Source organism: Arthrobacter sp. (assembly GCF_048266065.1).
Classification (GTDB): domain Bacteria; phylum Actinomycetota; class Actinomycetes; order Actinomycetales; family Micrococcaceae; genus Arthrobacter_H.
Genome location: NZ_JBLXAH010000007.1, coordinates 1 through 24,487, shown reverse-complemented (window position 1 = coordinate 24,487; position 24,487 = coordinate 1). Strand labels below are relative to the sequence as shown.

The window sequence follows — 24,487 nt, the reverse complement described above, 5'->3', positions numbered from 1 at the left end:
CTCATACCCCTCTCACCGGCAACAGCCTGGCGTCGTATGGTTCGAGCCCCACGGCCTCGACCGGCGGCCCGACCCCGGCCATCGCCATCACTGCCTGCCGGTCGGCCGGCGAGGCGCCCGGCAAGGTCGAGCACACCGCGGCGACCACGGGCGCATAGGGTGAGCCGTGCTCCTGAAGCGCCAGGCGCAGCATCTCCAGGCTGGGCCGGAACTCGGTCAGCAGTTCGCGTCCGCGCACCGGATCCGCGAGCGCGGCGAACTCGAGCACGATCGGCAGGTAGTCGGGCAGCTCGCCGCCCGGGGTGACCATCAGCCCGCTGTCCCGGAAGGCCCGCTTGAACCGCCCCAGCACCTCCCCGCGCCGCCGCGTGTCCCCGTCCGTCCAGTAGGAGAGGTACAGCGCATGCTTGCGGCTCAGGTCGAACGTCTCCACGTAGGCCCGCTCGAGCTCGCGCAGCCCGGTGGATCCCAGGTGATCCAGCAGGGTCCCCATGCCGGAGAGCGCCGCGGGATCCGGTGCCGGGGCACGACGGCGGCCCCTCCATCCGCGCACGCCCCCGGTCCCACGGGGGCACTCCTCGAGCGCCCGGCGCAACAACGGCAGCCGTTCCAGCAGCGCCGCATCGGGGTAGGACAGCAGATGCGAGGCGACCTGGTAGATGACGGCACTGGCCCCCGGCGCCGGGCCGGAGGCGGGGACCGGGTGGCTCATTCGAGGGCCTCCCGCTTCGCCTGTTCCTGCGCGGGTGTGGTCTTGTCCGGGTGGTGCGGATCCGGGAACAGGCCCGACGGGCGGCCGGTGCCGTCCCAGTTCAGCAGGTTCACCCGCCCGCGCAGGCTCGCCGCCCCGGGCGGTTCCTCGGAGGTCTGCCGCGCCTGCAGTGCGTAGAAGTTCTCGATGGCCACCGGGGTCGGGGTGCCGCTGGCCTCGCCGAACGGGGAGTCCTCGTACATCCCGGGCCCGTCCTCGAAGTCCAGCGAGCAGCCCATCTCCTCCAGGTCGTGGGCCTGTTCGACGTGGGCCTTGGGGATGACGTAGCGCTCCTCGTACTTGGCGATCGCCATCAACCGGTACATCTCGTAGAGCGACTCCCCCGACATGCCGACCTTCCCGGGGATGGAATCGTCCGGGTCGTTGCCCATCGAGATCCCGCGCATGTAGGAGCGCATGGCGGCCAGCTTCTTGAGCACCGTGTCGATCCGGGTGGTGTCACCTGCGGTGAACAGCTCGGCGAGGTACTCCACCGGGATGCGCAGCGCGTCGATCGCCCCGAACAGGTTGCCGGCGTCCTCGGCGTCGTGGCCCTGTTCCTTGAGCAGGTCGGTGACCGGGGACAGTGGCGGGACGTACCAGACCATCGGCATGGTGCGGTATTCCGGGTGCAGCGGCAGCGCCACCTTGTACACCTTGGCCAGCTTGTACACCGGCGAGCGGCGGGCGGCCTCCAGCCAGTCCTCGGCAATGCCCTGCCGGCGGGCCTCGGCCTGCACCTGCGGGTCCTCCGGGTCCAGGATGACATCCATCTGGGCCTCATAGAGGTCCTGCACGTCCTCCGTGGAGGCGGCACCGGTGACGGCATCGGCGTCGTACAGGAACAACCCCAGGTAGCGCAGCCTCCCCACGCAGGTCTCCGAGCACACGGTCGGCTGGCCGACCTCGATGCGCGGGTAGCAGAACGTGCATTTCTCGGCCTTGCCGGTCTTGTGGTTGAAGTAGATCTTCTTGTAGGGGCAGCCGGTCACGCATTGGCGCCAGCCGCGGCAGCGGTCCTGGTCCACCAGCACGATCCCGTCCTCGACCCGCTTGTAGATCGCCCCGGAGGGGCAGGAGGCCATGCAGGAGGGGTTCAGGCAGTGCTCGCAGATCCGCGGCAGGTAGAACATGAAGGTCTGTTCGTAGTCGAACTTGATCTTCTCGTTGGATTCGCGCCTGACCTTCTCCACGATCGGGTCCAGGTGCCCCAGCTCGGAGGTCCCTCCCAGGTTGTCGTCCCAGTTGGCGCTCCAGGTGATCTTCGTGTCCTCCCCGGTGATCAGCGACTTGGGCCGGGCCACCGGGAAGTCATCGCCCAGCGGGGCCTCCACGAGCATCTTGTAGTCGTAGGTCCACGGTTCGTAGTAGTCCTTCAGCTCCGGCTGCACCGGGCTGGCGAACAGGCCCAGCAGCTTGGCCGCCTTGCCGCCGGCCTTGAGCTTGAGCCGGCCCGACTTGTTCAGCGTCCAGCCGCCCTTCCACCGCTCCTGGTCCTCGTACCGGCGCGGATACCCCTGCCCGGGGCGGGTCTCGACGTTGTTGAACCAGACGTATTCCATGCCCGCCCGGTTGGTCCAGGCCTGCTTGCAGGTCACCGAACACGTATGGCAGCCAATGCACTTGTCCAGGTTCATCACCATGCCCATCTGGGCCATGACACGCATCAGTACCTCACCTCCTGGGAACGACGGCGGATCGTGGACACCATGTCCCGCTGGTTGCCCGTGGGACCGAAGTAGTTGAACGCGTAGGAGAGCTGGCCGTAGCCGCCGATCAGGTGGGTGGGCTTGACGAGCAGGCGGGTGACCGAATTGTGGATGCCGCCGCGCCGACCGGTGGCCTCGGACTTCGGGACATCGATGGTGCGTTCCTGCGCGTGGTAGACGTAGGCGACGCCGTCGGGCATCCGGTGGCTGACGATCGCCCGGGCGACGAGCACGCCGTTGGTGTTCACTGCCTCGACCCAGTCGTTGTCCGCCACCTTGATCGCCGCCGCGTCCGCCGGGGACATCCAGACGGTCGGGCCGCCGCGCGAGAGCGAGAGCATCAGCAGGTTGTCCTGGTATTCGGAGTGGATCGACCACTTGGAGTGCGGGGTCAGGTAGCGCACCGTGATCTCCAGTTCACCGGTGGTGCCCAGTTTCGGTTCGCCGAAGAGCCGGTGCATGTCCAGCGGGGGCCGGTAGTTGGGCAGCTGCTCGCCGACGTCGCGCATCCAGTCGTGGTCCAGGTAGAAGTGCATCCGCCCGGTCAGCGTGTGGAAGGGCTTGAGCCGTTCGATGTTCACGGTGAACGGGGCGTAGCGCCGGCCCCCGGTCTCCGAACCGGACCATTCCGGGGAGGTGATCACCGGTTGCGGGCCGGCCTGGGTCATCTCGAAGGTGATCCGCTTCTCCTCGGAACCCTCGGCCAGGTCGGCCAGCTTCCTGCCGACCCGCTTTTCCAGGTCCTGGAACCCCTGCACGGCCAGGGCTCCGTTGGTGGTGCCGGAGAACGCCAGGATGGCCTCGGCCATCCGCGCATCGGTGTCGATGGCCGGACGCCCGCCGGCGGGCCCGTGCGACATCACCCCGTGCAGCCGCCCCAGGCGCTCGACCTCCCCGCGGACCCGGTAGGTGACGTTCTTGACGGTGAAGCCCTTCGAATCCGCCAGCGGGCCCACACTGAGCAGCTGGTCGGCGATGGCGGTGTAGTCGCGTTCGACGACGGTGAAGTGCGGCATGTTCCGCCCCGGCACCGCGGGGATGCCGGTGCCGCGCCAGTCCTCGGCGTGCCCGCCGGGCTGGGCCAGCTGGCCGGGGGTGTCGTGCTGCATCGGGTGCGCCACCAGGTCCCGGCGCACCCCGAGGTGGGTCCTGGCCTGCCGGGACAGTTCACGGGCCAGCAGGGTGAACAGCTCGAAGTCGGTCTTGGCCTGCCAGGGCGGGTCGATCGCCGGGGTGAAGGCGTGCACGAACGGGTGCATGTCCGTGGAGGAGAGGTCGTGCTTCTCGTACCAGGTCGCCGCCGGGAAGACGACGTCGGAGAGCAGGGTGGTGCTGGTCATGCGGAAGTCGGCGGAGACCAGCAGGTCAAGCTTCCCCTCCGGCGCCTCCTCGTGCCAGGCCACGTCCACCGGGCGCTGCTCGGGGGCGTCGTTGTCGGCGCCCATGACGTTGTGGTGGGTGCCCAGCAGGTTGCGCAGGAAGTACTCGTTGCCCTTGGCCGAGGACCCGAAGAGGTTCGAGCGCCACAGGATGAGGGTGCGCGGCCAGTTGGCTGGCGCGTCAACGTCCTCGATCGCCTGCTGCAGCCGGCCCTCCTTCAGCTCGGAGGCCACATACGCCGCCGGATCCTCCGCGGTGCCCGCGTCCACCGCCGCCGCTGCAGCGTCGGCCACCTCCATCGGGTTCACCGAGAACTGCGGGTAGAACGGCATCCAGCCCAGGGCCGCGGACTTCGCGAGCGCATCGGCGGTATGCAGGCCATCGAGGGACCCCTCGGAGAGCGGTGACTTCAGTGCGTCGGCCGAATACCCGTCCTGGCGCCACTGGTCGGTGTGCATGTACCAGTAGCCGGTGCCGATCATGGTGCGCGGCGGCCGGGACCAGTCCAGCGCGTTGGCCAGCGAGATCCACCCGGTGATGGGCCGGCACTTCTCCTGGCCGACGTAGTGCGCCCAGCCCCCGCCGTTGCGGCCCATCGACCCCGTGAGCAGCAGCAGGGACAGGATCGCCCGGTAGGTGGCATCACCGTGGAACCACTGGCAGATGCCCGCACCCATGATGATCATCGAGCGGCCACCGGATTCCTCGGCGTTGGCGGCGAACTCGCGGGCGATGCGGGCGCAGGCCTCGGCGGGCACCGAGGTGATCTCCTCCTGCCAGGCCGGCGTGTAGGCGGTGTCGGCGTCGTCGTAGCCGGAGGCCCACCGGCCGGGCAACCCGTCGCGGGCGACCCCGTACTGGGCGAGCATCAGGTCAAAGACGGTGGTGACCTGGCGTCCGGCGACCGTGCGGACCGGGACGCCGCGGTGGATCACGGTCCCCGCCCCGGCCGGGTCATCGAAGAGCGGCAGGCGGATTTCCGCCGTCGTGCTCCCCGCGGTGCCGTACAGGCTCAGCGCCGGGTCGATGTCACCGAGGTCCAGGTTCCATTTGCCCTCGTCCTGGGCGTTGTAGCGGAAGCCCAGGGACCCGTTGGGCACTGCAGGGGCGCCGGTGGCGGCATCCCAGAGCACCGTCTTGAAGTCGGCGTCGGCCCGCGTCCCGGCGGCCCCCTCCCCCGTCCCGGCGTCCGGGGCGGCATGCCGGCCGGCGAACGGCGAGTTCCCGGCGGCGCCCTGCCACACCGGCCCCGAGGCATCGGCGGAAGCGGCGGTGGAGGCATCGGCGGCGTCCAGGTCGGCGGCGGTGAGGAACTTCCCGGGCACCAGGCCCTGCCCGTCGGGGTGCTCGGTGAGGGCGACGAGGAACGGCAGGTCGGTGTACTGCCTGACGTAGTCCTGGAAGAAGGGGACCTGCCGGTCCACGAAGAACTCCTTGAGCAGCACGTGTCCCATGCCCATGGCCAGGGCGGCGTCGGTGCCGGCCTGGGCGGGCAGCCATTCGTCGGCGAACTTGGTGTTGTCGGCGTAGTCGGGGCTGACGGAGACGATCTTGGTGCCCTTGTACCTGACCTCGGTCATCCAGTGGGCGTCGGGGGTGCGGGTGACGGGGACGTTGGAGCCCCACATCATCAGGTAGGTCGAGTCCCACCAGTCGCCGGATTCGGGGACATCGGTCTGGTCGCCGAAGACCTGGGGGCTGGCCACCGGCAGGTCGGCGTACCAGTCGTAGAAGCTGGTCATGACCCCGCCGATGAGCTGCATGAACCGGTTGCCGACGGCATGGCTGACCATCGACATGGCAGGGATCGGGGAGAAGCCGGCGCAGCGGTCCGGACCGTAGGTCTTGATGGTGTTCACGTGGGCGGCGGCGGCGATCTGGATGGCCTCGGCCCAGCTGGTGCGCACCAGGCCGCCCTTGCCGCGGGCCTGCTGGTAGGCCTTGCGCTTCTCCGGGTCGGCGGCGACCTCGGCGAACGCCAGCACCGGGTCCCCCAGCCGCTGCTTGGCCTCCCGGTAGAGGTCCAGCAGGACGCCACGGACGTAGGGGTAGCGCACCCGCGTCGGCGAGTAGGTGTACCAGGAGAACGCGGCGCCGCGCGGGCAGCCGCGCGGTTCGTATTCGGGGCTATCGGGTCCCACCGAGGGGTAGTCGGTCTGCTGGGACTCCCAGGTGATGATCCCGTCCTTGACGTAGATCTTCCACGAGCACGATCCGGTGCAGTTCACCCCGTGGGTGGAGCGGACGACCTTGTCGTGGCTCCAGCGGTCGCGGTAGAAGGAGTCACCGGCCCGGCCGCCCTCCCGGAACACGGCCCGGCCGTCCTCGGTCTCGTCCCACTTGGTGAAGAACCGCCCCAGCTTCAGCAGGGCGTCGGAGGCCGGTCCGTCAGGGCCCGCAGTGCGAGTGTCCCGTGTCATGGGGCCAGACTATGGACGAACACCGGGCATTGCTAGGGACCGGGCATAACGAATCGAGATCATGCGCTAACCCGCCCTGCCGTGGCGTGCGTCAGAGGTAGGGGCGGGTGATCAGTTCGATCCCGTGGCCGGCGGGGTCCTTGACGTAGAACCCGCGCCCGCCGTGTTCGGTGTTGGTTTCCCCCACGCGGCGCAGCTGCGGATCCGCCCAGTAGTCGATGCCCTGTTCGCGCAGCCGTGCCAGGGCACGGTCGAAGTGCTGGTCATCGACCAGGAAGGCGTAATGCTGGCTCTGGATCTGCACCGGGGGTTCGGCGAACTGCAGCATCACGCCGCCGTCGAGCATGATGTTGGTGAAGGGCCCCCAGGAGGCGACCTCCGTGGCCTCCAGCAGCTCGAGGTGGAAGCGGGCCGAGGTGGCGCTGTCGAGCGCGGCGATGATGGTGTGGTTGAACGTGGCTGTCATGGTGGTCCCGTCGTCGATGAATGGTCAACGCGCTGGGAGGTGGGTCCGCCGGGGGCGTGCGCGGGGCGCCGCGGGCGTGGGGCCGCGCCGGTTCAAGGCGCTACCGGATGGCCTATCCGTGAGTGGCCTGGGGCCGAACCGGTATTCACGGATCCAGCATAGCGCGGCCCGCCCCAGACGCCGGGCCTAGGGCAACTGGAGGATCTCCAGGCCCAACAGGTAGTTCTCGGCGTCGAAATCGCGGAAGAGGGCAGACTGCACGATGAACCCCTGGCAGACGCCGAGCATGACGGCCCCGTAGCGCCGGGCGAGGACCCCGATGTCGCCCTCCACCCGGGCACCGGGTCGGCGCAACCAGGTGTCGGCGTATCCCTCGAAGACGCCGCGCAGGCCGGCGGCCACGGTCGAGGCGGTGTGCTGGAACGAGGAGTCGGTGACCACCTCGGCCCAGATCTGGACGAGCAGGCCGAAATCGGTGAAGTGTTCTCCGAGGACCCCGACGAAGCGTTCGACGACTTCGCGCGGAGGCGGCAGGGTTCCGTCCTCGCGCGGGGCGGCCACGCGACCTGCGTGGAACGCGGTGACCTCGCGCACCGCCTCGCCGATCAGCTCCTCCTTGTTCTTGAAGTTGCCGTAGATGGCCCCCGCGGACAATCCGGACTCGGCGATGATCTCCGCCATGGAGGTCGCCTGGAATCCCTTGCGGGCGAAGCACCGCAACGCGGCCTGGCTGATTTCCAAGCGCCGTGCCTTGCGGTGTTCCTCGGTGACCTTCGGCATGTTCCCCTCGAAAAAGAATGATCGTTCTTGACAGCTGTGCGCCTGAACCCCACTATAGAGAACGTTCATTCCTTTTACTAGCGAGGTCCCCTCATGTCCGACACCAGCGTCCAGACGCCCCACACCAGGTGGCCACGCGTCTTCGTGCTCGCCTTCGCCGCCGCCGCCATCGTGGGGATCATCCTGCTGGCCTTCACCTGGCCGGGCCTGAACGCCTCGCCCAAGGACATTCCGGTGGCCATCACCGGCCCCGACGCCCAGGTCCAACAAGTCACGAAGGCACTAGGGGAGAACGCCGACGGGGTCTTCGAGGTCACCACGGTGGCCAGCCGCGACGAGGCCGTGAAGAGCATCCAGTCCCGCGACGCCTACGGCGCCATCATCCTAGGCGCGCAGCCCGAGGTCCTCGACGGCGGCGCCAACGGGGCGGCCATCACCCAGATCCTGAAGGGCGTCAGCCAGCAGCTCCAGGGCCAGCTCTCGAAGGCCGCGGGGGCGGCCCACCAGGCCGCGCCGCAGGTGGAGTTCACCGACATCGTGCCACTGGTCGAGGCCGACGCCAACGGTGCGGGCCTCGCCCTGGCCTCCTTCCCGCTGGCGATGGGCGGGATGCTCGGCGGCATCCTGGTCTCCCTGGTGGTCGTCGGCAACCGGCGCCGCCTCACCACCCTGCTGGTCTACGCCCTGCTGGGTGGAGTGGTCATCACCGTGTTCATGCAGGGAATGTACGGCGTCCTGCAGGGCAACGCGCTGCTCAACGTCCTGGCCGCGGGGCTGGCGCTGCTGGGGACCAGCTCGCTGATCGTGGGGCTCAATGCCCTGATCGGCACACCGGGCATCCCGGTCGGTGCCCTGCTGACCATGCTGGTCGCGAATCCGATCTCCGGTGCCAACGTCCCGTCGCAGTTCCTGCCCGGCCCTTCCGGTGTCATCGGCCAGTGGTTCGTCCCTGGTGCCTCGACCAGCCTGCTCAAAGACATCTCCTACTTCCCCGCAGCCAACTCCACCTTCTTCTGGCTGGTCCTGGCGGGCTGGGCGCTACTCGGCGTGGTCTTCACCCTCGCCGGCCACTTCCGCAACCAGGAGGTCGTCCACGTGGCGGGTTCCACGGAGGCCGACGCGGCCACCCCGGATGCGGGCAAGCACGCGAAGGACGTGGCCCCGGATGCCACGACGGCCACCGCGGCCACCGCCGTAGCCAGGTCGGCGGATGGGCCGGCGGATGCGCCGGCGCCGCACGAGCCGGAGTCGACGGGCAAGCACCTGGCCTGAGGGCTATCCGGCCGGCGGCCACCCCTCGGGCAGGGTGAGCCCGAGGTCCTGCGGCAGGTGTTCGGGGCAGAGGCAGAGCACCGTGAACATCGGCATCCCGTAGAGCGGGTAGTGGTCATGGGCGGCAATGAGCAGGTTGCCCCGCAGTGCCAGGGCCGGCAGCTCCGGGCCCATGTACCGGTTGTAGTGGCTGGGATAGACCCAGGAGCCCTCGAGTTCGAAGGCCGGCAGCGCGTAGGTATCCTGCCGGTTGTGGACCGTGGGATAGAAGGATCCGCCGACGAGCCAATGACTGGCCACTCCGGTGTCCAGCTCGTCATTGTGGATGGTCGGGAACAGGATCGCTTCCACGCGGGGGTCCTTTCGCCACTCGGACCGATGGCCGAAGACCACTGCGACAGGTCTTCGGCCACCGGCATCATCACCAATAACCAAGCACTACTTAGCCTAGCTTTACTTGGTTGTGTCGCACATACGTTACCTAATGTGGCGACGCCTGCCGGTGCTACTTCGCGGCGGTGGACGCACCGATCGCCCAGACGCGCGGCAACGCGGTCCCGTTCACCGACAGGTCCCCCACCAGGCGGGCCTTGAAGACGTACGGGTTGTGGTTCGATGCGGTGCGTGCGTTGCGCCAGTGCCGGTCCAGGTTCTTCGTCGTGGACGTCGCCGAGGCGGCCAGGGCATCGAAGGCGTGCGAAATCGCGTTGACCGACAACGGGGTCAGCGCCACCTGGGCTTCCGCCGAGGCGAGTTCGGCGGCGTCGTTCACCTGTTCCTCCTGCTCCAGCGTGATCTCCCCGGCCCGCAGCTGCAGCGCGGCATCGTGGGCGTCCTGCAAGGCGGCGGCGACCTTCCTCACGATGGCCTCGCCGGCAAATCCGGCGGCTGCCAGTTCGCCGATGACTTGAAGGATCTGCGGGTCCTCACGCCAGATCGGTGCCGCCGCGTGGCTGAAGGTGCGGGTGCGGGCGCGGACCTCGTCGGAGAACTCGCGCTGGGCCGCCCGGATGCTGCCGGCCTGCACGGTGAGCAGCACCGCCTGGTAGAAGGCCGTCTGGTACTTGAACCGGGTGTCGAAGTCGATCAAGTTCTCCTGGGGCACGACGGCGTCGCTGAAGGTGGAGGTCCCGGAGCCGGTGGTCTGCTGGCCGAAGCCATCCCAGTCGTCCCCGTGCGTGACCCCTGGCTGGTGGGCGTCGACCGCGGCGATGATGCGGGTGGAGGTGTCGGTGCGTTCGGCGTAGACGTCGATCCAGTCGGCGAAGATGCTGCCGGTGGAGTAGAACTTGGTCCCGTTCACCCGGAACTTGCCCGGCCCCAGGTCCGGGGCGGGGACGACCTTGGTCTGCACCTGCCCGACCTGGACGGCACCGGTTTCGGTCCACGAATTGCCGACCAGTTCCCCGCGCACGAAGCGATCCAGCCAGACATCCCGGCCCGGTCCGGGCTCGGCGAGGAGGCGGTCCTCGACGAAGGCGAAGTGGGCGCGCAGGGCCTGGGCGAGGTTCGAGTCGGCGGCGGCCAGCTCGGTCAGCAGGGCGAACAGCTGGGGAAGGGTGGCCCCCAGGCCGCCATCGGCCACGGGCACGCGCACCGCGCCGAACCCGGCGTCGGCCAGTTCGCGGATCTCCGCGGCGGGCAGTTCGTGGTCCTTCTCCCGCTGCGAGGCACCCGCTGCGATGCGCACGAAGAGGGGACGGAAGCGGGCGGCCAGCTCCGGGTAGGAAGCGGTGAGGGGTTCGGCAATCTGCTGGGTCATGGTTGCTCCTGGCGTTGGGTGGTGGCTTCTGCTGCCGAAACTAGTCCTGATGGCCGGGTGCCGGGGCCCCGTGACGGCGGATGACGGTTGGTGACAGCAGATGACGAGACCCTGGCCCGGAATCGGCGTGCACCGCCGTCGTTCGGTGGCTTTTCACTGTCATATCCCGACCATGTCCCGACATCTTCCGACGCGGGACGCCACTGTCGGTCATCTGCTGTTGCGCGGCGGCCGCACTTCCTACCGTGGGATGCACCGCAGACGACCGGGCGCCAGCCGCCCCGACGAAGGGACCACCCATGACCACCACGCTCACCGAGGCCCTGGCCACCTCGCCCTGGAGGGGCCAACCGACCCCGGGCACCGCCGCCGCCTGGATTGCCCGCGCCGAGGAGGTGGCCGCGATCCTGGCGCTCGATGCGCTCGAGCGCGACCGGGCCGGGGCCAAGCCGGAGGCCGAGGTCCAGCTGCTCAAGGACTCGGGCCTCACCCTGCTGGTGGCGCCGGCGGAACACGGTGGTGGCGGGCAGCCGTGGACGACGGCGTTGCGCGCCATCCGCGCGGTGTCCGCCGGGGACGCATCGATCGGGCAGCTGCTGGGCTACCACCTGCTCTGGGCCTGGGCCGTGCGCCTGGTCGGGACCGAGGCGCAGATCGCCGCCGTCGAGGAGCTCTACGCCACGGCGAACCTGTTCTTCGGCGGGGCGGTGAACCCGCGCGACAACGACCTGGCCATCGAGGACCGGGGCGAGACGCTGCTGTTCAACGGCCGCAAGTCCTTCAGCACCGGGGCACGCGTGGCCGACCTGGTGGTCCTGGAAGGGGCCCTGCCGACCGGGGAGCACGTGTTCGCGATCGTGCCGACGGCGCAGGAGGGCATCGTATTCGCCGGGGACTGGGACAACCTGGGCCAGCGGCTCTCCGAATCCGGGGGCGTGGAGATCACCGACGTCCAGATCGGCTGGGCCGAGGCAGCGGGGTTCGTGGACAAGGAGTTCCAGCCGCTGGTCTACAACACGTTGAACGTGCCGCTGATCCAGCAGATCTTCACCGCCATCTACCTGGGCATCGCCGAGGGGGCGCTGGCCACCGCCGGGGCCTACACGCGGGAGCGCACACGCGCCTGGCCCTACACGACTGACCCGAAGGAATCGGCCACCGAGGACCCCTACATCCTGGCCGCGTACGGGGAACTGCGTTCGCGCCTGTGGGCCGGGCAGGCGCTGGCGGAGGCGGTGGATGCCGAGCTTTCCGCCCTGCTGCACGCCCCGCGCGAGGACGTGGACGCCGGGGCGCGCGGCCGGGTGGCGGTGCGGATCGCCGCCGCCAAGCAGGTCGCCAACGACGTGGCACTGGAGACGACCAACCGCATCTTCGAACTCACCGGGGCGCGCGCCACCTCCAACACGGTGGGCCTGGACCTGTACTGGCGGAACATCCGCACGCATTCGCTGCACGATCCGGTGGCGCACAAGCGCCGGGAGGTCGGCGAGTACGAGCTCATCGGCCGGCTGCCCGAGCCGTCCTGGTACACCTGAGCCAACGGGCGATGGGGCCGGCCGGCGGCGGTGATGGCCGTCAGGCGGTGTTGCGCGGCATGAACATGATGACCGCGACGCCGGCCAGGCAGATCATCGCCCCGGCCACGTCCCAGCGGTCGGGCCGGAAGCCGTCGACGGCCATCCCCCAGGCCAGCGACCCGGCGACGAACACCCCGCCGTAGGCCGCCAGGATGCGCCCGAAGCTGGCCTCGGGTTGCAGGGTGGCGACGAACCCGTAGGCACCCAGCGCCATGACACCCAGTCCGGCCAGCCACCAGGCCTTGTCTTCGCGCACCGTCTGCCAGATCAGCCAGGCACCACCGATCTCGGCGACGGCCGCGAGGGCGAAGAGGACGACCGATTTGGTGATGTTCATGGTCCCAGTCTTCTCCATCGGCCCGCCGGCACCTACCGCACACCGTGCCGTCAGCGGCAGACTGGTGGCAGGGACATCGAAAGGACCATGATGACCATCCTCGTCACCGGGGCCGCCGGGCAGCTCGGCGCCCCGACGCTCGCCGCACTACGGGCCGCCGGCAAAGAGGCCGCCGGCACCTCCAGTTCCGGACGCCGGGGACTGCGCGCCGCCGATCTGTTCACCGGACAGGGGGTGGACGAGGCGTTGCGCGGGGTCGACACGATCGTGCACTGCGCCCAGACCGGCGGGCAGAAGGACCTGCGCCTGGTCCGCAACCTCACAGCGGCCGCCCAACGCGCCGGGGTGGGGCATCTGGTGCTGATTTCGATCGTCGGCCTCGAGGACATCCCGATGCCCTACTACAACCAGCGGCTGGACATCGAGAAAATCGCCACGGCCTCCGGGGTGCCGGTGACCATCCAGCGTGCCACGCAATTCCATACGCTTCTCGACCAGCTCTTCTCCGCCCAGCGCCGCCTGCCGGTGGTGTTCGCCCCGGCGGCCAGGTTCCAGAGCATCGCGGTCCCCGAGGTGGCACAACGCCTGGCCGACCTGGCCGCCGGCGATCCCCGGGGACGGGTCGATGACATCGGCGGTCCCGAGCGGCTCGACGTCGGTGAAATGTACCGGCAGTGGCGGGCCGCGGGTGGCGGACACCGCCCGTCGGTCCGGATCCGCCTGCCGTTCCTGCGGGCCTTCAAGGGGCTCGACGCCGGTGCCAACCTGGTGCCCGGGAAGCCCTTCGGACGCCAGACGTTCGGCGGGTACCTGCAGGGCCGGGTGTCCCGGTGACCGGCTACCAGCACGTGGCGGCGCTGGGCAGTTCCTTCGCCGCGGGCCCCGGGATCGACCCCGTCGTCGACGCCGCGGCCCGGCGATCGGGCAACAACTACGCGCACCTGCTGGCGCGGGACCTCGGGACACGTCTCACCGACCTGAGCGTTTCCGGGGCCACGACGGCCACCATCCTGGAACGTGCGCAACGGGTGGGCCTGCGTTCCTTCCCGCCGCAGGTGACCCTGTTGCCCTCCGACGCCGACCTCATCACCGTCACCGCCGGCGGCAACGACCTGCACTACGTGGGTTCGCTGCTCAAATGTGCACTCGCCGGATCGTGGCGCGGCAAGCGCTGGATCGGCCCGCTCGCCCGCAGGTTTCCCGCACCCCGGGTCCCCGACCCCACCGACGCCGACGTGCGACGGGCCGCCGACGGGCTGGCCCGGATCGTCGAGGCGGCCCGGCACCGGGCGCCGCAAGCGCGGGTGGTCCTGGTGGACTACCTGACCCTGCTGGGCCGGGACACCGAACCGGAACGGGATGTCCCCTTCGATCGAACCACCGTGGAGCGGATCAGGGCCATCGGCGCGGACGTGGCATGCGCCTTCCAGACTGCCGCGTCATCCACGGGTGCCGAGCTGGTGCTGGCGTCGGAACTCAGCGCCGCCCACGGTGTGGGGGCTGCGGATCCGTGGGTGAACTCCCTGGTTCCGCGGCCGGCCGCGCTGGCCTCCTCGTTCCACCCCAATGCGACGGGCATGCGTGCCGTCGCCGACGCAGTCCTCGCGGCCCTCGACTCCTGAGGCCCGCCGGGCGCGCGCCAGTCGTGCAGGATGCCAGTCGTGCAGGACGTCAGTCGTGCAGGATGAGCTGGAACATCTCATGGTCCCGCCACTGGCCGGCGATGCGGATATAGCGCGGGGCGCATCCGATCCGCTCGAAGCCGAGCTTGCCCAGGACGCGTTGGGATCCGAGGTTTTCCGGCAGCGTCTGGGCCTCGATCCGGTGCAGGCCCAGTACGGCGCGGGCCACCTCGATCACGGCGCGCAGCGCGCTGGTCATGATGCCCCGGCCCTGGTACCGCCCGTCGATCCAGTAGCCCACCGCGGCGCTTTCGAACGCCCCATGGGTGATCCCCGACAGCGTGACCTGCCCGATCACCACCTCCGCGTCGAACAAGGCCAACGGCAGCGACCGCCCCTCCTCCCGGTCACGCACCTGTTGGCGCAGCAGTGCCCGTTGGCCGACCTCGGTGTAGAACGATTCGTCACGCAGTGGCTCCCAGGGTTGCAGATGGGAGCGATTGCGCCGGTGGGCGGCGGCCAGCGCCGGGGCGTCCTGCGTCGCGGTCGGACGCAGGACAAGCCCTTCGGCAAGCTGGATGGCAGGGATCACCTGACCGATGCTACCGGGCGGGCGACCGCACTACCCGACGTCGATGCTCACCACCGCGGGCCGGTGGCGGGCGCACTGCGGATCCGCCCCGGCGTCCGCTGCGGTTTCGGCGCCCGCGGGCCGGGCGACCCGGGAGACGCAGACGCACATCTGCGAGGAGGCATCCTGTTGCCGTTGGCTGTAGAAGACGTCGCGGTGGTCCACTGTGCCGTCCAGGTCCAGGATCTTGACCTGGCATAGGCCGCACTCGCCCTTGCGGCAGTCGAACATCATCTCCACGCCGGCCTCCTCGAGTGCCTCGAGCATGGAGCTTCCGGCTCCGACCGTTGCTTCGACGCCGAGGCGGGGAATCCGCACGGTGAACTCTTCCGGGTCGTACCAGCCGGAGTTGCCGAAGGTCTCGTAGCGCAGGTTGGGGGCGTCGAATCCCGCATCGTTCCAGCCGCGGCGGACGGCGTCCATGAGACGGATGGGCCCGCACATGTACAGTTCGGTGCCAGCATCCAGCGAGGCGATGAGCTCCGGTACCTTCAAGGCCGTCCCCTCGGCGTCGACGTGGACGGATATCCGGTCGCCGTGTTCGGCTTCGAGATCGGACAGGTAGGCCATCGCGTCCCGGCGGCGTCCGGCGTAGACCAGGCGGTAGTCGGCCTTGATGGACTTCAGCACCCGGGCCATGTGGGCGATCGCCGTGATCCCGATCCCCCCGGCGAGCAGGACATAGCGCGGCGCCCCGACCCGCAGCGGGAAGTTCTGCAGCGGCTGGGTGATGCGCAACGCAGTACCCGCCTGCAGGGTGTGCAGGTGGATCGAGCCGCCGCGCGACGCCGGGGCGCGGAAGACGCTGATGGCCAGGCGTCGTCCGCCGTCGAGGGACTCGACGATGGAGTACGAGCGGGTCGCCGGTTCCCCCTGGATCGGCACTGTGAGGTCCAGATGGGAGCCGGGTTCGGCGTTGACCGGGAGCTCGGGTTCGATGACGATGCGGCGGATGCCCTCGGCGACGTCGTGGGCTTCGATGACGACGGCGTCCTGCCACACAGCCGTGCTGTTCACTGCCATGGTGTTCCCCGTCCTACTGGTGCGCGATGGCCGCAGGGCGGCCTTCGGCGTCGAGCATCTTTTCCAGGATCCTGCGGACCCACATGCCCCCGGCGTCGATGTTCAGGCTGTAGAACTGGTGGTCCGGGTTGGCGTCGATGGCCTCCTGCTGGGCCTTGAGCATGGTCTCGTCCTCACCGAAGACTCCGTGGACGCCGTCGCGCAGCTGGGTGGTGATCAGCTGGCTGTCCAGCCGGTAGTTGCGCATGAACGCCCAGAAGTAGTGCGAGGTCCGATCGGTTTCCGGGGTGATGGTGTTCATGACGTAGCCGTTGACGCCCTGGCTGCGGTCCCCCTCGTGGGCTCCGGTGCCGGCCTTGGCCACGCCGACGTCGATCCGGATGGTCCCGGGTGCCTCGAAGTGGATGATCTGCCAGCGGTCGACCTTGCCGGTGAAGCCGGGGAACTTGTCCCGCATGTTCTTCAGCCAGAAGGGCGGGGCGTCGATGTCGAACATCCAGCGTGAGACGGTGACCTTGTTGCCGTCGTGGGTGGTCTCGAATTCGGAATCGCTGAGCTCCTCCTGGCCGATCGAGGAGGCGTGGACGAACTCCTCGTGGGTGAGGTCCATCAAGTTGTCGAGGATGAGCTGGTAGTTGCAGGCTGCATGGATGGTTTCGCCGTCGCCGGCCCACTCCTCGGAGTCCATCTGCGACATGTCGGGCACCAGCTCCGGGTCGGCCTGGGTCGGATCGCCCAACCAGACCCAGACGTAGCGGTAGCGCTCGATGACCGGGTAGGACGGGACGGTGGCGCTGGGGTTGATGGTCTCCTGCGCGGGCATGGAGATGCAGCGGCCCGCTGAGTTGTAGACGATGCCGTGGTACGGGCACTGGATGCCGTCGGCACCGATGGTCTTGCCCATCGACAGGGGGGCCAACCGGTGCCAGCAGGCGTCGGCGAGCGCGGCGGCGCGTCCGTCCTCGGTGCGGAAGAGCGCCAGCGGCTGGTTGGCGATGCGCCGGGCCATGGGCTTGCGCGTGACCTCGTGGTCCCAGGCCGCGACGTACCAGGAGTTGAGCGGGTGGTTGAAGACCTTGGCGGTGGTCGAGCCGGCGGATTCGGCGGGTGTTCCCCCGGGAGCGGTGCGCGGTGCGGCGACGGCGGTCATGGCGTGGTCCCTTCATGAGTCCCCCGGGACGGCGAGCGCATCCGGACGACTATCTATGTTGATAGTGGGTGTGGCGTGAACCACAGACTAACTATGAACATAGATAGTTGGCAAGACCCCAGCAAGATCGCGCGCAGACACACCACGCACCCAGGGGAAAGTGGCCCGGGACGCTCAGGCGCGGGCCGTGCGGATCCGCCGGGCCAATCGCCCGAGCGCTGAGGCGACGGCCTGCGGGCGCTCCAGCGGCGGCGTGTGCCCGCAGTCGGCGAGCACCTCAAGGTGGGCGTCGGGAAAGACGTGCGCCCAGGCCTTGGCGTCTCCGATGGTGCGCTTGGCATCGAGCGCACCATGGAGCACCTCCACCGGCAGCCCGGTGCGCGGTGGCGTGTCCAGCAGGTCGATGGCGGCCTGGTCGGCGAGGATGGCGGCGGCCTGCGCCCCACCGATGCGCCGGCCGTAGTCGACCATCGCGTCGATCCACTCCCCCGGACTGCCGCCCGGAACGTTCGCGCGCGCAAATTCCTCCCACATGGCATCATCCGTGGGCCCGGTCAGCCGCTCGAGCATCCCCGCCACGGCACCATGGCCCACCATGTTGGGTCCCGAGTTGATGAGCACCAGCCCGGCGACGAGGTCGGGTCGGCGCAGTGCCGCCAGCGCCGCAATGGCGCCTCCGGTCGAGTGCCCGACCAGCACCGCAGGGCCGCGCTCCGCTGCACGCCCGAGGACGTGCCGGACCACGGCGTCCATGCCACAGGGGCGGACCTCGGCCATCCAGTCCACCGTCGCGCCGGACGCCCCCGTCGGCACGGCCACGCCATCGAAGCACGACGGCGGCATGAGGGTGCCGGGGATGAAGAAGACGTCGGGTCCTGCCATGACCAGCCCCTCCACGTTTGCATGCTGATGCCCCACGGTACATCCGGTCGCACGCGGACCCACCGCCCATGGTTTCATCCACGGCACCTCGAAGCTCCTGCTGGGCCACGTACGATACGAGCATGGACAGGGCTCCGTGGACCAACAGACAACTACGCTCCTTGGGGCATGCGATCCGCGACGGACATGATGCGGCTGCACACGATCCCACCTATGACGAGGTGGTGACCTATTTCAATGGGCTCGCCCTCGATGCACAATATGCGCTGGACTCACTGGACTGGGAGCCACTGCTTCATGGTCGAATCCCGGAAATCACCTCGCGTCCCAAGACCATCGATACGCTCCGACAAAAATTGCACCGGGATCGAAACACTCCCCTGCAAAATGTCCAGGACATTGCAGGTGTCCGCTTCGAAGCCGAAATGTCGCTTGATGAACAGGACGGCGTTGCCCTTGCTATCGCAGGCTTGTTCAGCCAAGAACCAGCTAGTGCCATCCATGACATTCGATCAACGCCCCATAGTGGGTACCGAGCTGTGCATATCTGGTTGAAATTGCCGTCCAGGGTTGAGGTTCAAGTACGTACCCACCTCCAGGGCATGTGGGCGAATATGTACGAATCCGCGGCCGATACGCTGGGACGGGAAATCAGATACGCCAACGTCCCATCCGATCCCCGGCAGAGGGAACTGGTCGCGCAGCTCCAGGAGCTTTCGGGCAGCATTGCTGACATCGAAAACGAACGCAACATACTGGATCAGCGTGACCGTGAGCTCGCATAACACGTGGGCCCCAGACCGCCCGAAAGTGACCTGGAAAATGCCAGTGTGCTGGAAGTGGCGAGGGCACGGGAGTCCGTGCAGAAGCGTGAACGCCCACTCATGCAACTCTGCAGTACGCTTCGATCAGCATTCGAATCCATGCCTCGGCGGGAAGGGAACACTTGATGTCCGGCTACCTCATTGAGTACAACCGCAGCACCCGGGACCGTCTCGTCACCGCGTTCGAAGGCAAGGACGGCCCCCAGCGGGCCCTGGCCGAACGGCTACGGCGGGAACGCGAACGCACGGACGGCGAGTGGGAAATCGTTTCGTTGAACAGCAATTCCGTGGAAACGATCATGAAGACGCATTCCCGCTACTTCTCCGGGCACCGCCTGACCAACTCCGTCGCCTAGCATCGGCAGCCACCAGGCCTCGAAACGTCACACGGTGCGCCTCAGCGGGCACAAGAACCACCGCGGCGATAGCATCGACACCATGCCCGTGAGCCGAACGACCCCAGCTCAGGGCCAACCCACCCCGTTTCCACCGCTGCTGCTGATCGCCCTGGGCCTGCTGACGATGGCCGGGCCCGTCGCGACCGACCTGTACCTGCCGGCCTTCCCGGCGATGGCCCGCGAGTTCGACGTCGGCGCCTCAACCATCCAGCTGACCCTGACCGGGTTCCTGCTGGGCATGGGCGCCGGCCAGTTGTTCTTCGGCCCGCTCTCGGACCGGTACGGGAGGATCCGACCACTGCTGATCGGCTCATCGGTCTTCGTCCTCTCCTCCGTGGCGGTCGCACTGGCGCCGACCATCGAACTGCTGATCGGCGCCAGGTTTCTGCAGGGACTCAGTGCGGCAGCCGGCGTCGTACTGGCCCGCGCCGTGGTTTCCGACCGTGCAGTGGGCGGGCAGGCGGCGCGGCTGTTTTCCATCATGATGACCATTTCCGGGGTGGCCCCGGCCCTGGCGCCCAACGTCGGCAGCCTGGTCTTCACCGCCGGCGGCTGGCGGGCGATCCTGTGGACGATCACCCTCATGGCGGCACTCATGCTGCTCGGCGCCCTGTGGCAGGTCCGCGAGTCGCTTCCCGTGGAGCGCCGGCGCACCGGGCACCTGTTCGGCGGGTTGGGCGAGGCCATCGGGCACCGGCGGTTCGTGGGCTACATCGTGCTCTTCGGCGCCTCCTTCGGGATGCTCATGGGCTACATTTCGGCCTCCCCGTTCATCTACCAGGGGGTCCTGGGGTTCACCCCCACCGTGTTCGCGCTGCTCTTCGGGGCCAACGCCCTGGGGATGATGGCGTGCGGGCTCATCTCCGCCCGCATCGCCACGCACATCCCGTTGCGCCGCACGGTCACCGCAGCGGTCAGCGTACTGATCTGCACCGGCGCCGCCTTCACGCTCTGCGCGGTCTCCGGGGCACCCGGGTGGACGCTGGTGGCGCTGGTCTTTGCGACCACCTGTTCCATCGGGTTCGTCATGGGCAACACCACCTCGCTGGCGCTGGCTGAGGTCAGGCACGTTTCCGGCAGCGGTTCGGCCTGGCTGGGCGGTGCGCAGTTCACCCTGGGCGCCATCGTCTCCCCGCTCGGCGGCCTGGGCGGCGGACACAGCGCCCTCCCGCTCGGACTGGTGCTGCTGGGCTGCTCGCTGCTGGCCGCCGGGGCCCTGTTCGCCACCCGCGACCGCTTCCACCCCACCGCGGCGGCGGGAGCCCGGGCATGATGCGGACCACCGGGCGTTCGGCGCTGCCGTGGGTGATCGCCGGGATCGTCATGGTGGCGTTGAGCCTGCGAGCGCCGATCATCGCCCCCACCGCGGTGATCGCGCAGATCCGCGAGGGCACCGGACTCTCCGCCGCCGGCGCCGGCCTGCTGACCGGGCTGCCGGTGCTGCTCTTCGCCATCGCCACCCCGCTGGCCACCCGCACCATCCGCAAATACGGCCCCGAGACCACCGTCGCCCTCTGCCTGGCCGGGGTGCTGGCCGGCACGCTGACCCGCTCCGCCGGCCCCGCCGTGGTGGTGCTGGCCGGCACGGCACTGATAGGTGCCGCCATGACGCTGGGCAACATCGCGGTCCCCGTGCTCATCCGCCGCGACGTGCCGTGGAACAAGGTCTCCGCGGTCACCGGCGCCTACTCGGCGACCATGAACGTCGGCTCCATGGCCGTGCTGCTGGGCACCGCCCCGCTGTCCGGGTTCGCCGGCTGGCGGTGGGCGATCGCCGCGTGGTCGATCATCACCGCGATCGGGTTGGGCTATTGGCTGGTACGACGCCGGAGCGCACCCGCCGCGGTCGCCCCACCCGCCGCGGCGGCGGCCTCCCCGGCGTCCCCGGCCGCGTCCGCGCCACATGCCCCCGAGCGGACCGCGGCCCAAAAGGCCCACACCCGGCGGATCGTCGCACTGCTGGTCCTGGCCTTTTGCGGCCAGTCCGCCGCCTACTACGCCACCACCGCCTGGCTGCCGCTGATGCTGACCGAGACCCGCGGGTTGGCCCCGGCGGCCTCCGGTGCCTCGGCGTCCCTGTTCCAGGTGGCGGCCATCATCGGGGCATTCGGGGTGCCGTTGGTGGCCGCGCGGTCCCGGCTCTGGGTCGCCGGGGCCATCCTGTCCGGGTTCTGGATCATCCTGCCGGTGGGCCTGTTGGCCGCACCGCAGGCGTTTGTGCTGTGGTCCATCATCGGCGGCGTCGCCCAGGGCGGCGGCTTCACCGCGATCTTCTCCGTCATCCCGCGGATTTCCCGCACCGATGGTGAGGCGGCGTTCGCCTCGGCCCGTATCCAGGGAGGGGGCTACCTGGCGGCCACCGCGGCTCCCCCGGTGGCCGGCTGGCTGAACACGCTCACCGGCGGGTGGACCGCACCCCTGCTGCTGGTCCTGGCCTCGACGTTGGCGTTCACCGTGGGCACCCTGATCGCCACCCGGCTTTCCGACCGGGCCTGAGTCCCGCGGACTCCGGTTACGCCTTTTTGCCCGCCAGCACCCGCTGGGCCGCGATGCCCCGGGCACCCGTGCACCGGGTGGTGTAGGCGCCGCCGTAGCCCACGTCGGCACCCATCCGGTAGGACATGCAGTCGGCGAGCATCTCCACCCCGTTGCCCTTGCCGTAGATCTTGTCCAGCTTCTTCTCCCCGGCATCGATCGAGTCCCCGTAGACCTTGAACGTGCGGATGTGCGCGCATTCGTGCAGGGCGATGTATTGCATGGTCTTGCCCGGGCGCAACGTGCGGGCGAGCTCGATCTGCAGGTCGGGGTAGGTGGAGAAGCTGGTGTCCTCGCGCGGGTCGGGCGAGAGGGTGATGACCTGGCGCGGGCAGTAGGACTTCATGTAGGTGTAGGCCGTGCGCACCGCACCGCGGTAGTCGCGCGGGTTCATGTGGCGCACCGTGGTGACGCGCGAGGTGACCGGGCGTTCCGCCGTCGTCCCGGAGACCTGGTAGCGGTACTTGCGGGTCACCGTGGCGGTGGTCGAAGGGGTGGTGAACTTCGCAAGGCCGTAGCCGGGGGAACTGGTGGTGCGGCGGGCGATGGTGGTCCATTTCCTGCCGCGCAGCACCTGCAGGGAGACGGTGCGGCGGCTGAACTGCCCGAAGACGACGACGGTATCCGACGTGCGCTCGCCGGCGGCAATCCGGCCGCCGATGCGGGTGAAGATGCGGTTGTCATCGGCGTTGGTCCAGGCTTCGGTGGCCACCCGGCGGTAGGTGGAGGCCCGGGTGGCCGTGGTGGCGACCCGCTTGCCCTGGCGGAGGAGGACGGCGCGGAAGCTGGCCGCGCCCTCGCGCTGGAACCGGTAGCCGGCCCGGGTGCTGGTGGCCGGGCGGGCCAGCGTGCGGGTGGAGACGGTGGCCCATTTCTTCGCCGACCTGCGTTGGAGCACCACGCGGTCCCCGGCCTGCAGGGTGCCGTGGACGGTGAAGTACTTGGTGATCTGGTGCCGCGGTGAGGCCGAGGCCAGCGAAAGGGCGGGTGCGCGTGCCGGGACCGAGCTGCCGATCGGCAGAACGGTGGGGGCGATGGCGACGGCGGGGCCGGTGCCCAGCGCCAGGACCAGACTCGCCGAGAGCACGGCCAGCAGGGCGACGACAACCGGTGACCTGCGCATGGCGGCCCCTTCCCCCTCGGAGCCTTGGCTCCCCCAAAATGCACGACGCGCGGTCCCTCGCGGCGACCACCTGTGAGCATCCTATGACAGCTGGCGCGGTTCCCGCGGAACGGGGTTCATAACGTTTCGGCACCGCCACGTTCGGGGCCACCGATGGCTCTGTTGTGCTCCATGGCCACCCCGATCCACCAGCCCAACATCTCGTCGTCCGCGGCCCAACCCGCGGAGACCTCGATCCACCCGGGCCCCATGGTTCGTCCTGTCCCCATGGTCGCCGGACGTGCCCCGGAGCGTCCCAGAAGTTCCCCGTACCGCTCGGCATCGGCGTGCACCAGCAGACCACCATGCTTCTGCGCACTGACGACCATCCGGTCATTCACCATGAACGCCCGGCCACCGAACATCGAAACCTCCCGCACGGCGGGTTCGCCGGAAAGAAGAGTGCGGAGTCGTTCGATGAGGTCGGCCTGCTCCGGGGAGATCGCGCGCACCGCCTCAGTCCTGTGGGGGCGGTCCGTAGGAGAGCCGGTCGAAAATCAAGACGCTCTCGGCGATCTTCCCGTTCTTGACCGTGAAGTACTCCGCGGCCGGAGTCGTGCTGGTGGCCGCGGTCTGCGGGTAGTAGAACAAGGCAACGTGCGCCGCGTCGGCGAATTCGGCGATGTCTCCGATGCCGGTGAGCCGGGGCGCGAATCCGCCAATGAATTCCCGGTAGGCCTCGATCCCGTGGAGGTCGGCTCCCGGTGCCCGGCACACCACATCGTCGGCCACGTACGCCATGGCGGTCTCGATGTCCCCGCTCGTCCAGGCCTGGTGGTACTGCTTCACGACGTCGTAGGCAGGGCCTTGCAGCATGCGGTTCTCCGTGTGCTCGGGTATCGGTTCCGGCGGATCGTCGGCTGGTCCGCGGATGGGTCAAGTCTTGTGCCGGCGTCGGATCGTGTCAACGGATCTCCTGTCCCGGCGAAGCTGCCAGTGCGTCATGAGGCGGAATTCCTGCACCGAATCCGAGAGGGTGGGGCAGGAGCAGCTCCCATGGGTTGCCGGGCATGGCCATCGGAGGCGCTGGCTACTGAGGCATCGTCCATTCCGCCGGACGGTAGAGCTACGTGCCTTTAGCGGCTCTTGAGCGCCAGCGAGGCGCCGAATCCGATGAGGGCCGTGCCGGTCACGCGGTCGGTCCAGCGGATGAATCCGGGGCGTTGGAACGTGCCGCGGACCAGGTGGGTGCCGTTGATGATCACGGAGAACCAGGCCAGTCCCAGCAGATTGTGCACGCCGGCGAGCGCGACGCCCATGAGCAGCGTGGAGGTGCCGTCGGGGATGAATTGGGGGATCATCGCAATGTAGAAGACCCCGACCTTGGGGTTGAGCAGGTTGGTTCCGGCACCCTTGGCCCACGAGAGCAGCAAGCCGCCGCGACCTGCGGAAACCTGCTGGCCGGCGACCACGGTGGCGGGCTTGCTGCTGAAGGAACGCCACAGCATGGTGGCACCCAGCCAGGCCATGTAGAGGGCCCCGGCGAGCTTGAGCACGGTGAACGCGGTCTCTGACGCGGCCAGCAGTGCGGAGGCACCGACCGCGGCGGCGATGCCCCAGGCCATGGCTCCCGCGTTGATGCCCAAGGCAGTCGCATACCCGTGCAGGCGGCCTTGGCTGATGGAGGAGCGCAACACCAGCACGGTGTCGAGCCCCGGGATGATCGTCAGCAGGGCGGCGACGACGGCGAAGGAGAGCAGGGCCTGGTCGATGGTCATGGACGCCAGCCTAGGTGCGTGGGTCGGTAGTCGTTTGATGCCGGCCAGCGTTTCATCAGAATATCCATTGGGTATCGAAGCGGAC

24 protein-coding genes are annotated in these 24,487 nt (G+C 69.0%); 8 read left to right on the top strand and 16 right to left on the bottom strand.

Features of this window, described 5'->3' with window-relative positions; genetic code table 11:
* Window position 1 precedes the first annotated feature (1 nt).
* From narJ to ACN0TP_RS12380, 5 genes are all read right to left on the bottom strand, one after another.
* Window positions 2-712, bottom strand: a complete 711-nt coding sequence (gene narJ, locus ACN0TP_RS12400) for a nitrate reductase molybdenum cofactor assembly chaperone (RefSeq protein ID WP_417219449.1) — start codon at window positions 710-712, stop codon at window positions 2-4.
* A complete protein-coding gene (narH, locus tag ACN0TP_RS12395) occupies window positions 709-2,418 on the bottom strand; it encodes a nitrate reductase subunit beta (protein ID WP_417219447.1) in 1,710 nt (569 codons plus the stop codon). The genes narJ and narH overlap by 4 nt, the downstream gene beginning before the upstream one ends.
* A complete protein-coding gene (locus ACN0TP_RS12390; RefSeq protein ID WP_417219444.1) occupies window positions 2,418-6,260 on the bottom strand; it encodes a nitrate reductase subunit alpha in 3,843 nt (1,280 codons plus the stop codon). The genes narH and ACN0TP_RS12390 overlap by 1 nt, the downstream gene beginning before the upstream one ends.
* A 91-nt stretch (window positions 6,261-6,351) precedes the next feature.
* Window positions 6,352-6,726 carry a VOC family protein gene (locus tag ACN0TP_RS12385; protein WP_417219443.1) on the bottom strand — a complete coding sequence of 125 codons (375 nt, stop codon included), beginning with the start codon at window positions 6,724-6,726 and terminating at the stop codon, window positions 6,352-6,354.
* A gap of 186 nt (window positions 6,727-6,912) precedes the next feature.
* Window positions 6,913-7,506, bottom strand: a complete 594-nt coding sequence (locus ACN0TP_RS12380) for a TetR/AcrR family transcriptional regulator (protein ID WP_417219441.1) — start codon at window positions 7,504-7,506, stop codon at window positions 6,913-6,915.
* A 93-nt stretch (window positions 7,507-7,599) separates the two neighbouring features.
* Here ACN0TP_RS12380 and ACN0TP_RS12375 point away from each other — a divergent pair, with 93 nt between their 5' ends.
* Complete coding sequence (locus ACN0TP_RS12375) at window positions 7,600-8,778, top strand: ABC transporter permease (protein WP_417219439.1); 1,179 nt, start codon at window positions 7,600-7,602, stop codon at window positions 8,776-8,778.
* A 3-nt stretch (window positions 8,779-8,781) separates the two neighbouring features.
* On the opposite strand, the gene ACN0TP_RS12370 is transcribed toward ACN0TP_RS12375, so the two are convergent.
* Both ACN0TP_RS12370 and ACN0TP_RS12365 read right to left on the bottom strand, forming a co-directional pair.
* Window positions 8,782-9,129 (bottom strand): hypothetical protein, encoded by a 348-nt coding sequence (locus tag ACN0TP_RS12370; protein WP_417219438.1) that lies wholly within the window; start codon window positions 9,127-9,129, stop codon window positions 8,782-8,784.
* Window positions 9,130-9,283: 154 nt separating this feature from the next.
* Complete coding sequence (locus ACN0TP_RS12365; protein ID WP_417219436.1) at window positions 9,284-10,540, bottom strand: acyl-CoA dehydrogenase family protein; 1,257 nt, start codon at window positions 10,538-10,540, stop codon at window positions 9,284-9,286.
* Window positions 10,541-10,839: 299 nt separating this feature from the next.
* On the opposite strand from ACN0TP_RS12365, the gene ACN0TP_RS12360 reads away from it, so the two are divergent.
* Window positions 10,840-12,078, top strand: coding sequence for an acyl-CoA dehydrogenase family protein (locus ACN0TP_RS12360; RefSeq protein ID WP_417219435.1), 1,239 nt, complete (start codon window positions 10,840-10,842; stop codon window positions 12,076-12,078).
* A 40-nt stretch (window positions 12,079-12,118) separates the two neighbouring features.
* Here ACN0TP_RS12360 and ACN0TP_RS12355 read toward each other — a convergent pair whose 3' ends face one another.
* Entirely contained in the window at window positions 12,119-12,457 is a 339-nt protein-coding gene (locus ACN0TP_RS12355; RefSeq protein ID WP_417219433.1) for a YnfA family protein, read from the bottom strand.
* An 87-nt stretch (window positions 12,458-12,544) separates the two neighbouring features.
* Between ACN0TP_RS12355 and ACN0TP_RS12350 the strand changes: the two genes are divergently transcribed.
* On the top strand, window positions 12,545-13,291 hold the full coding sequence (locus tag ACN0TP_RS12350) for an SDR family oxidoreductase (RefSeq protein WP_417219432.1): 747 nt from the start codon (window positions 12,545-12,547) through the stop codon (window positions 13,289-13,291).
* Entirely contained in the window at window positions 13,288-14,079 is a 792-nt protein-coding gene (locus ACN0TP_RS12345; RefSeq protein ID WP_417219431.1) for an SGNH/GDSL hydrolase family protein, read from the top strand. Before ACN0TP_RS12350 ends, ACN0TP_RS12345 begins: the two co-directional genes overlap by 4 nt.
* Window positions 14,080-14,128: 49 nt before the next feature.
* On the opposite strand, the gene ACN0TP_RS12340 is transcribed toward ACN0TP_RS12345, so the two are convergent.
* The 4 genes from ACN0TP_RS12340 to ACN0TP_RS12325 form a co-directional block, all read right to left on the bottom strand.
* Window positions 14,129-14,671 (bottom strand): GNAT family N-acetyltransferase, encoded by a 543-nt coding sequence (locus ACN0TP_RS12340; protein WP_417219430.1) that lies wholly within the window; start codon window positions 14,669-14,671, stop codon window positions 14,129-14,131.
* A 30-nt stretch (window positions 14,672-14,701) separates the two neighbouring features.
* The gene (locus ACN0TP_RS12335; protein ID WP_417219428.1) at window positions 14,702-15,733 is read right to left on the bottom strand and encodes a PDR/VanB family oxidoreductase; all 1,032 of its coding nucleotides are present in this window, start codon (window positions 15,731-15,733) and stop codon (window positions 14,702-14,704) included.
* Between the two features lie 13 nt (window positions 15,734-15,746).
* Window positions 15,747-16,883, bottom strand: a complete 1,137-nt coding sequence (locus tag ACN0TP_RS12330) for a Rieske 2Fe-2S domain-containing protein (protein ID WP_417219426.1) — start codon at window positions 16,881-16,883, stop codon at window positions 15,747-15,749.
* Window positions 16,884-17,057: 174 nt separating this feature from the next.
* Complete coding sequence (locus ACN0TP_RS12325) at window positions 17,058-17,765, bottom strand: alpha/beta fold hydrolase (RefSeq protein WP_417219424.1); 708 nt, start codon at window positions 17,763-17,765, stop codon at window positions 17,058-17,060.
* A 122-nt stretch (window positions 17,766-17,887) separates the two neighbouring features.
* On the opposite strand from ACN0TP_RS12325, the gene ACN0TP_RS12320 reads away from it, so the two are divergent.
* From ACN0TP_RS12320 to ACN0TP_RS12305, 4 genes are all read left to right on the top strand, one after another.
* Entirely contained in the window at window positions 17,888-18,550 is a 663-nt protein-coding gene (locus tag ACN0TP_RS12320; protein WP_417219422.1) for a hypothetical protein, read from the top strand.
* A 164-nt stretch (window positions 18,551-18,714) separates the two neighbouring features.
* Window positions 18,715-18,945 carry a hypothetical protein gene (locus ACN0TP_RS12315; RefSeq protein WP_417219420.1) on the top strand — a complete coding sequence of 77 codons (231 nt, stop codon included), beginning with the start codon at window positions 18,715-18,717 and terminating at the stop codon, window positions 18,943-18,945.
* Window positions 18,946-19,027: 82 nt separating this feature from the next.
* Entirely contained in the window at window positions 19,028-20,260 is a 1,233-nt protein-coding gene (locus ACN0TP_RS12310) for a multidrug effflux MFS transporter (protein ID WP_417219418.1), read from the top strand.
* Complete coding sequence (locus tag ACN0TP_RS12305; protein WP_417219417.1) at window positions 20,257-21,483, top strand: CynX/NimT family MFS transporter; 1,227 nt, start codon at window positions 20,257-20,259, stop codon at window positions 21,481-21,483. Before ACN0TP_RS12310 ends, ACN0TP_RS12305 begins: the two co-directional genes overlap by 4 nt.
* A 16-nt stretch (window positions 21,484-21,499) precedes the next feature.
* On the opposite strand, the gene ACN0TP_RS12300 is transcribed toward ACN0TP_RS12305, so the two are convergent.
* The 4 genes from ACN0TP_RS12300 to ACN0TP_RS12285 all read right to left on the bottom strand — a co-directional run bounded on the left by ACN0TP_RS12300 (window position 21,500) and on the right by ACN0TP_RS12285 (window position 24,402).
* Window positions 21,500-22,645: a hypothetical protein gene (locus tag ACN0TP_RS12300; RefSeq protein ID WP_417219416.1), complete on the bottom strand. Its 1,146-nt coding sequence runs from the start codon at window positions 22,643-22,645 to the stop codon at window positions 21,500-21,502.
* Between the two features lie 116 nt (window positions 22,646-22,761).
* Window positions 22,762-23,136: a TfoX/Sxy family protein gene (locus ACN0TP_RS12295; RefSeq protein ID WP_417219415.1), complete on the bottom strand. Its 375-nt coding sequence runs from the start codon at window positions 23,134-23,136 to the stop codon at window positions 22,762-22,764.
* A gap of 4 nt (window positions 23,137-23,140) precedes the next feature.
* On the bottom strand, window positions 23,141-23,500 hold the full coding sequence (locus ACN0TP_RS12290) for a nuclear transport factor 2 family protein (RefSeq protein ID WP_417219414.1): 360 nt from the start codon (window positions 23,498-23,500) through the stop codon (window positions 23,141-23,143).
* Window positions 23,501-23,760: 260 nt separating this feature from the next.
* Window positions 23,761-24,402 carry a LysE family translocator gene (locus ACN0TP_RS12285; RefSeq protein ID WP_417219413.1) on the bottom strand — a complete coding sequence of 214 codons (642 nt, stop codon included), beginning with the start codon at window positions 24,400-24,402 and terminating at the stop codon, window positions 23,761-23,763.
* Between the last annotated feature and the right edge of the window lie 85 nt (window positions 24,403-24,487).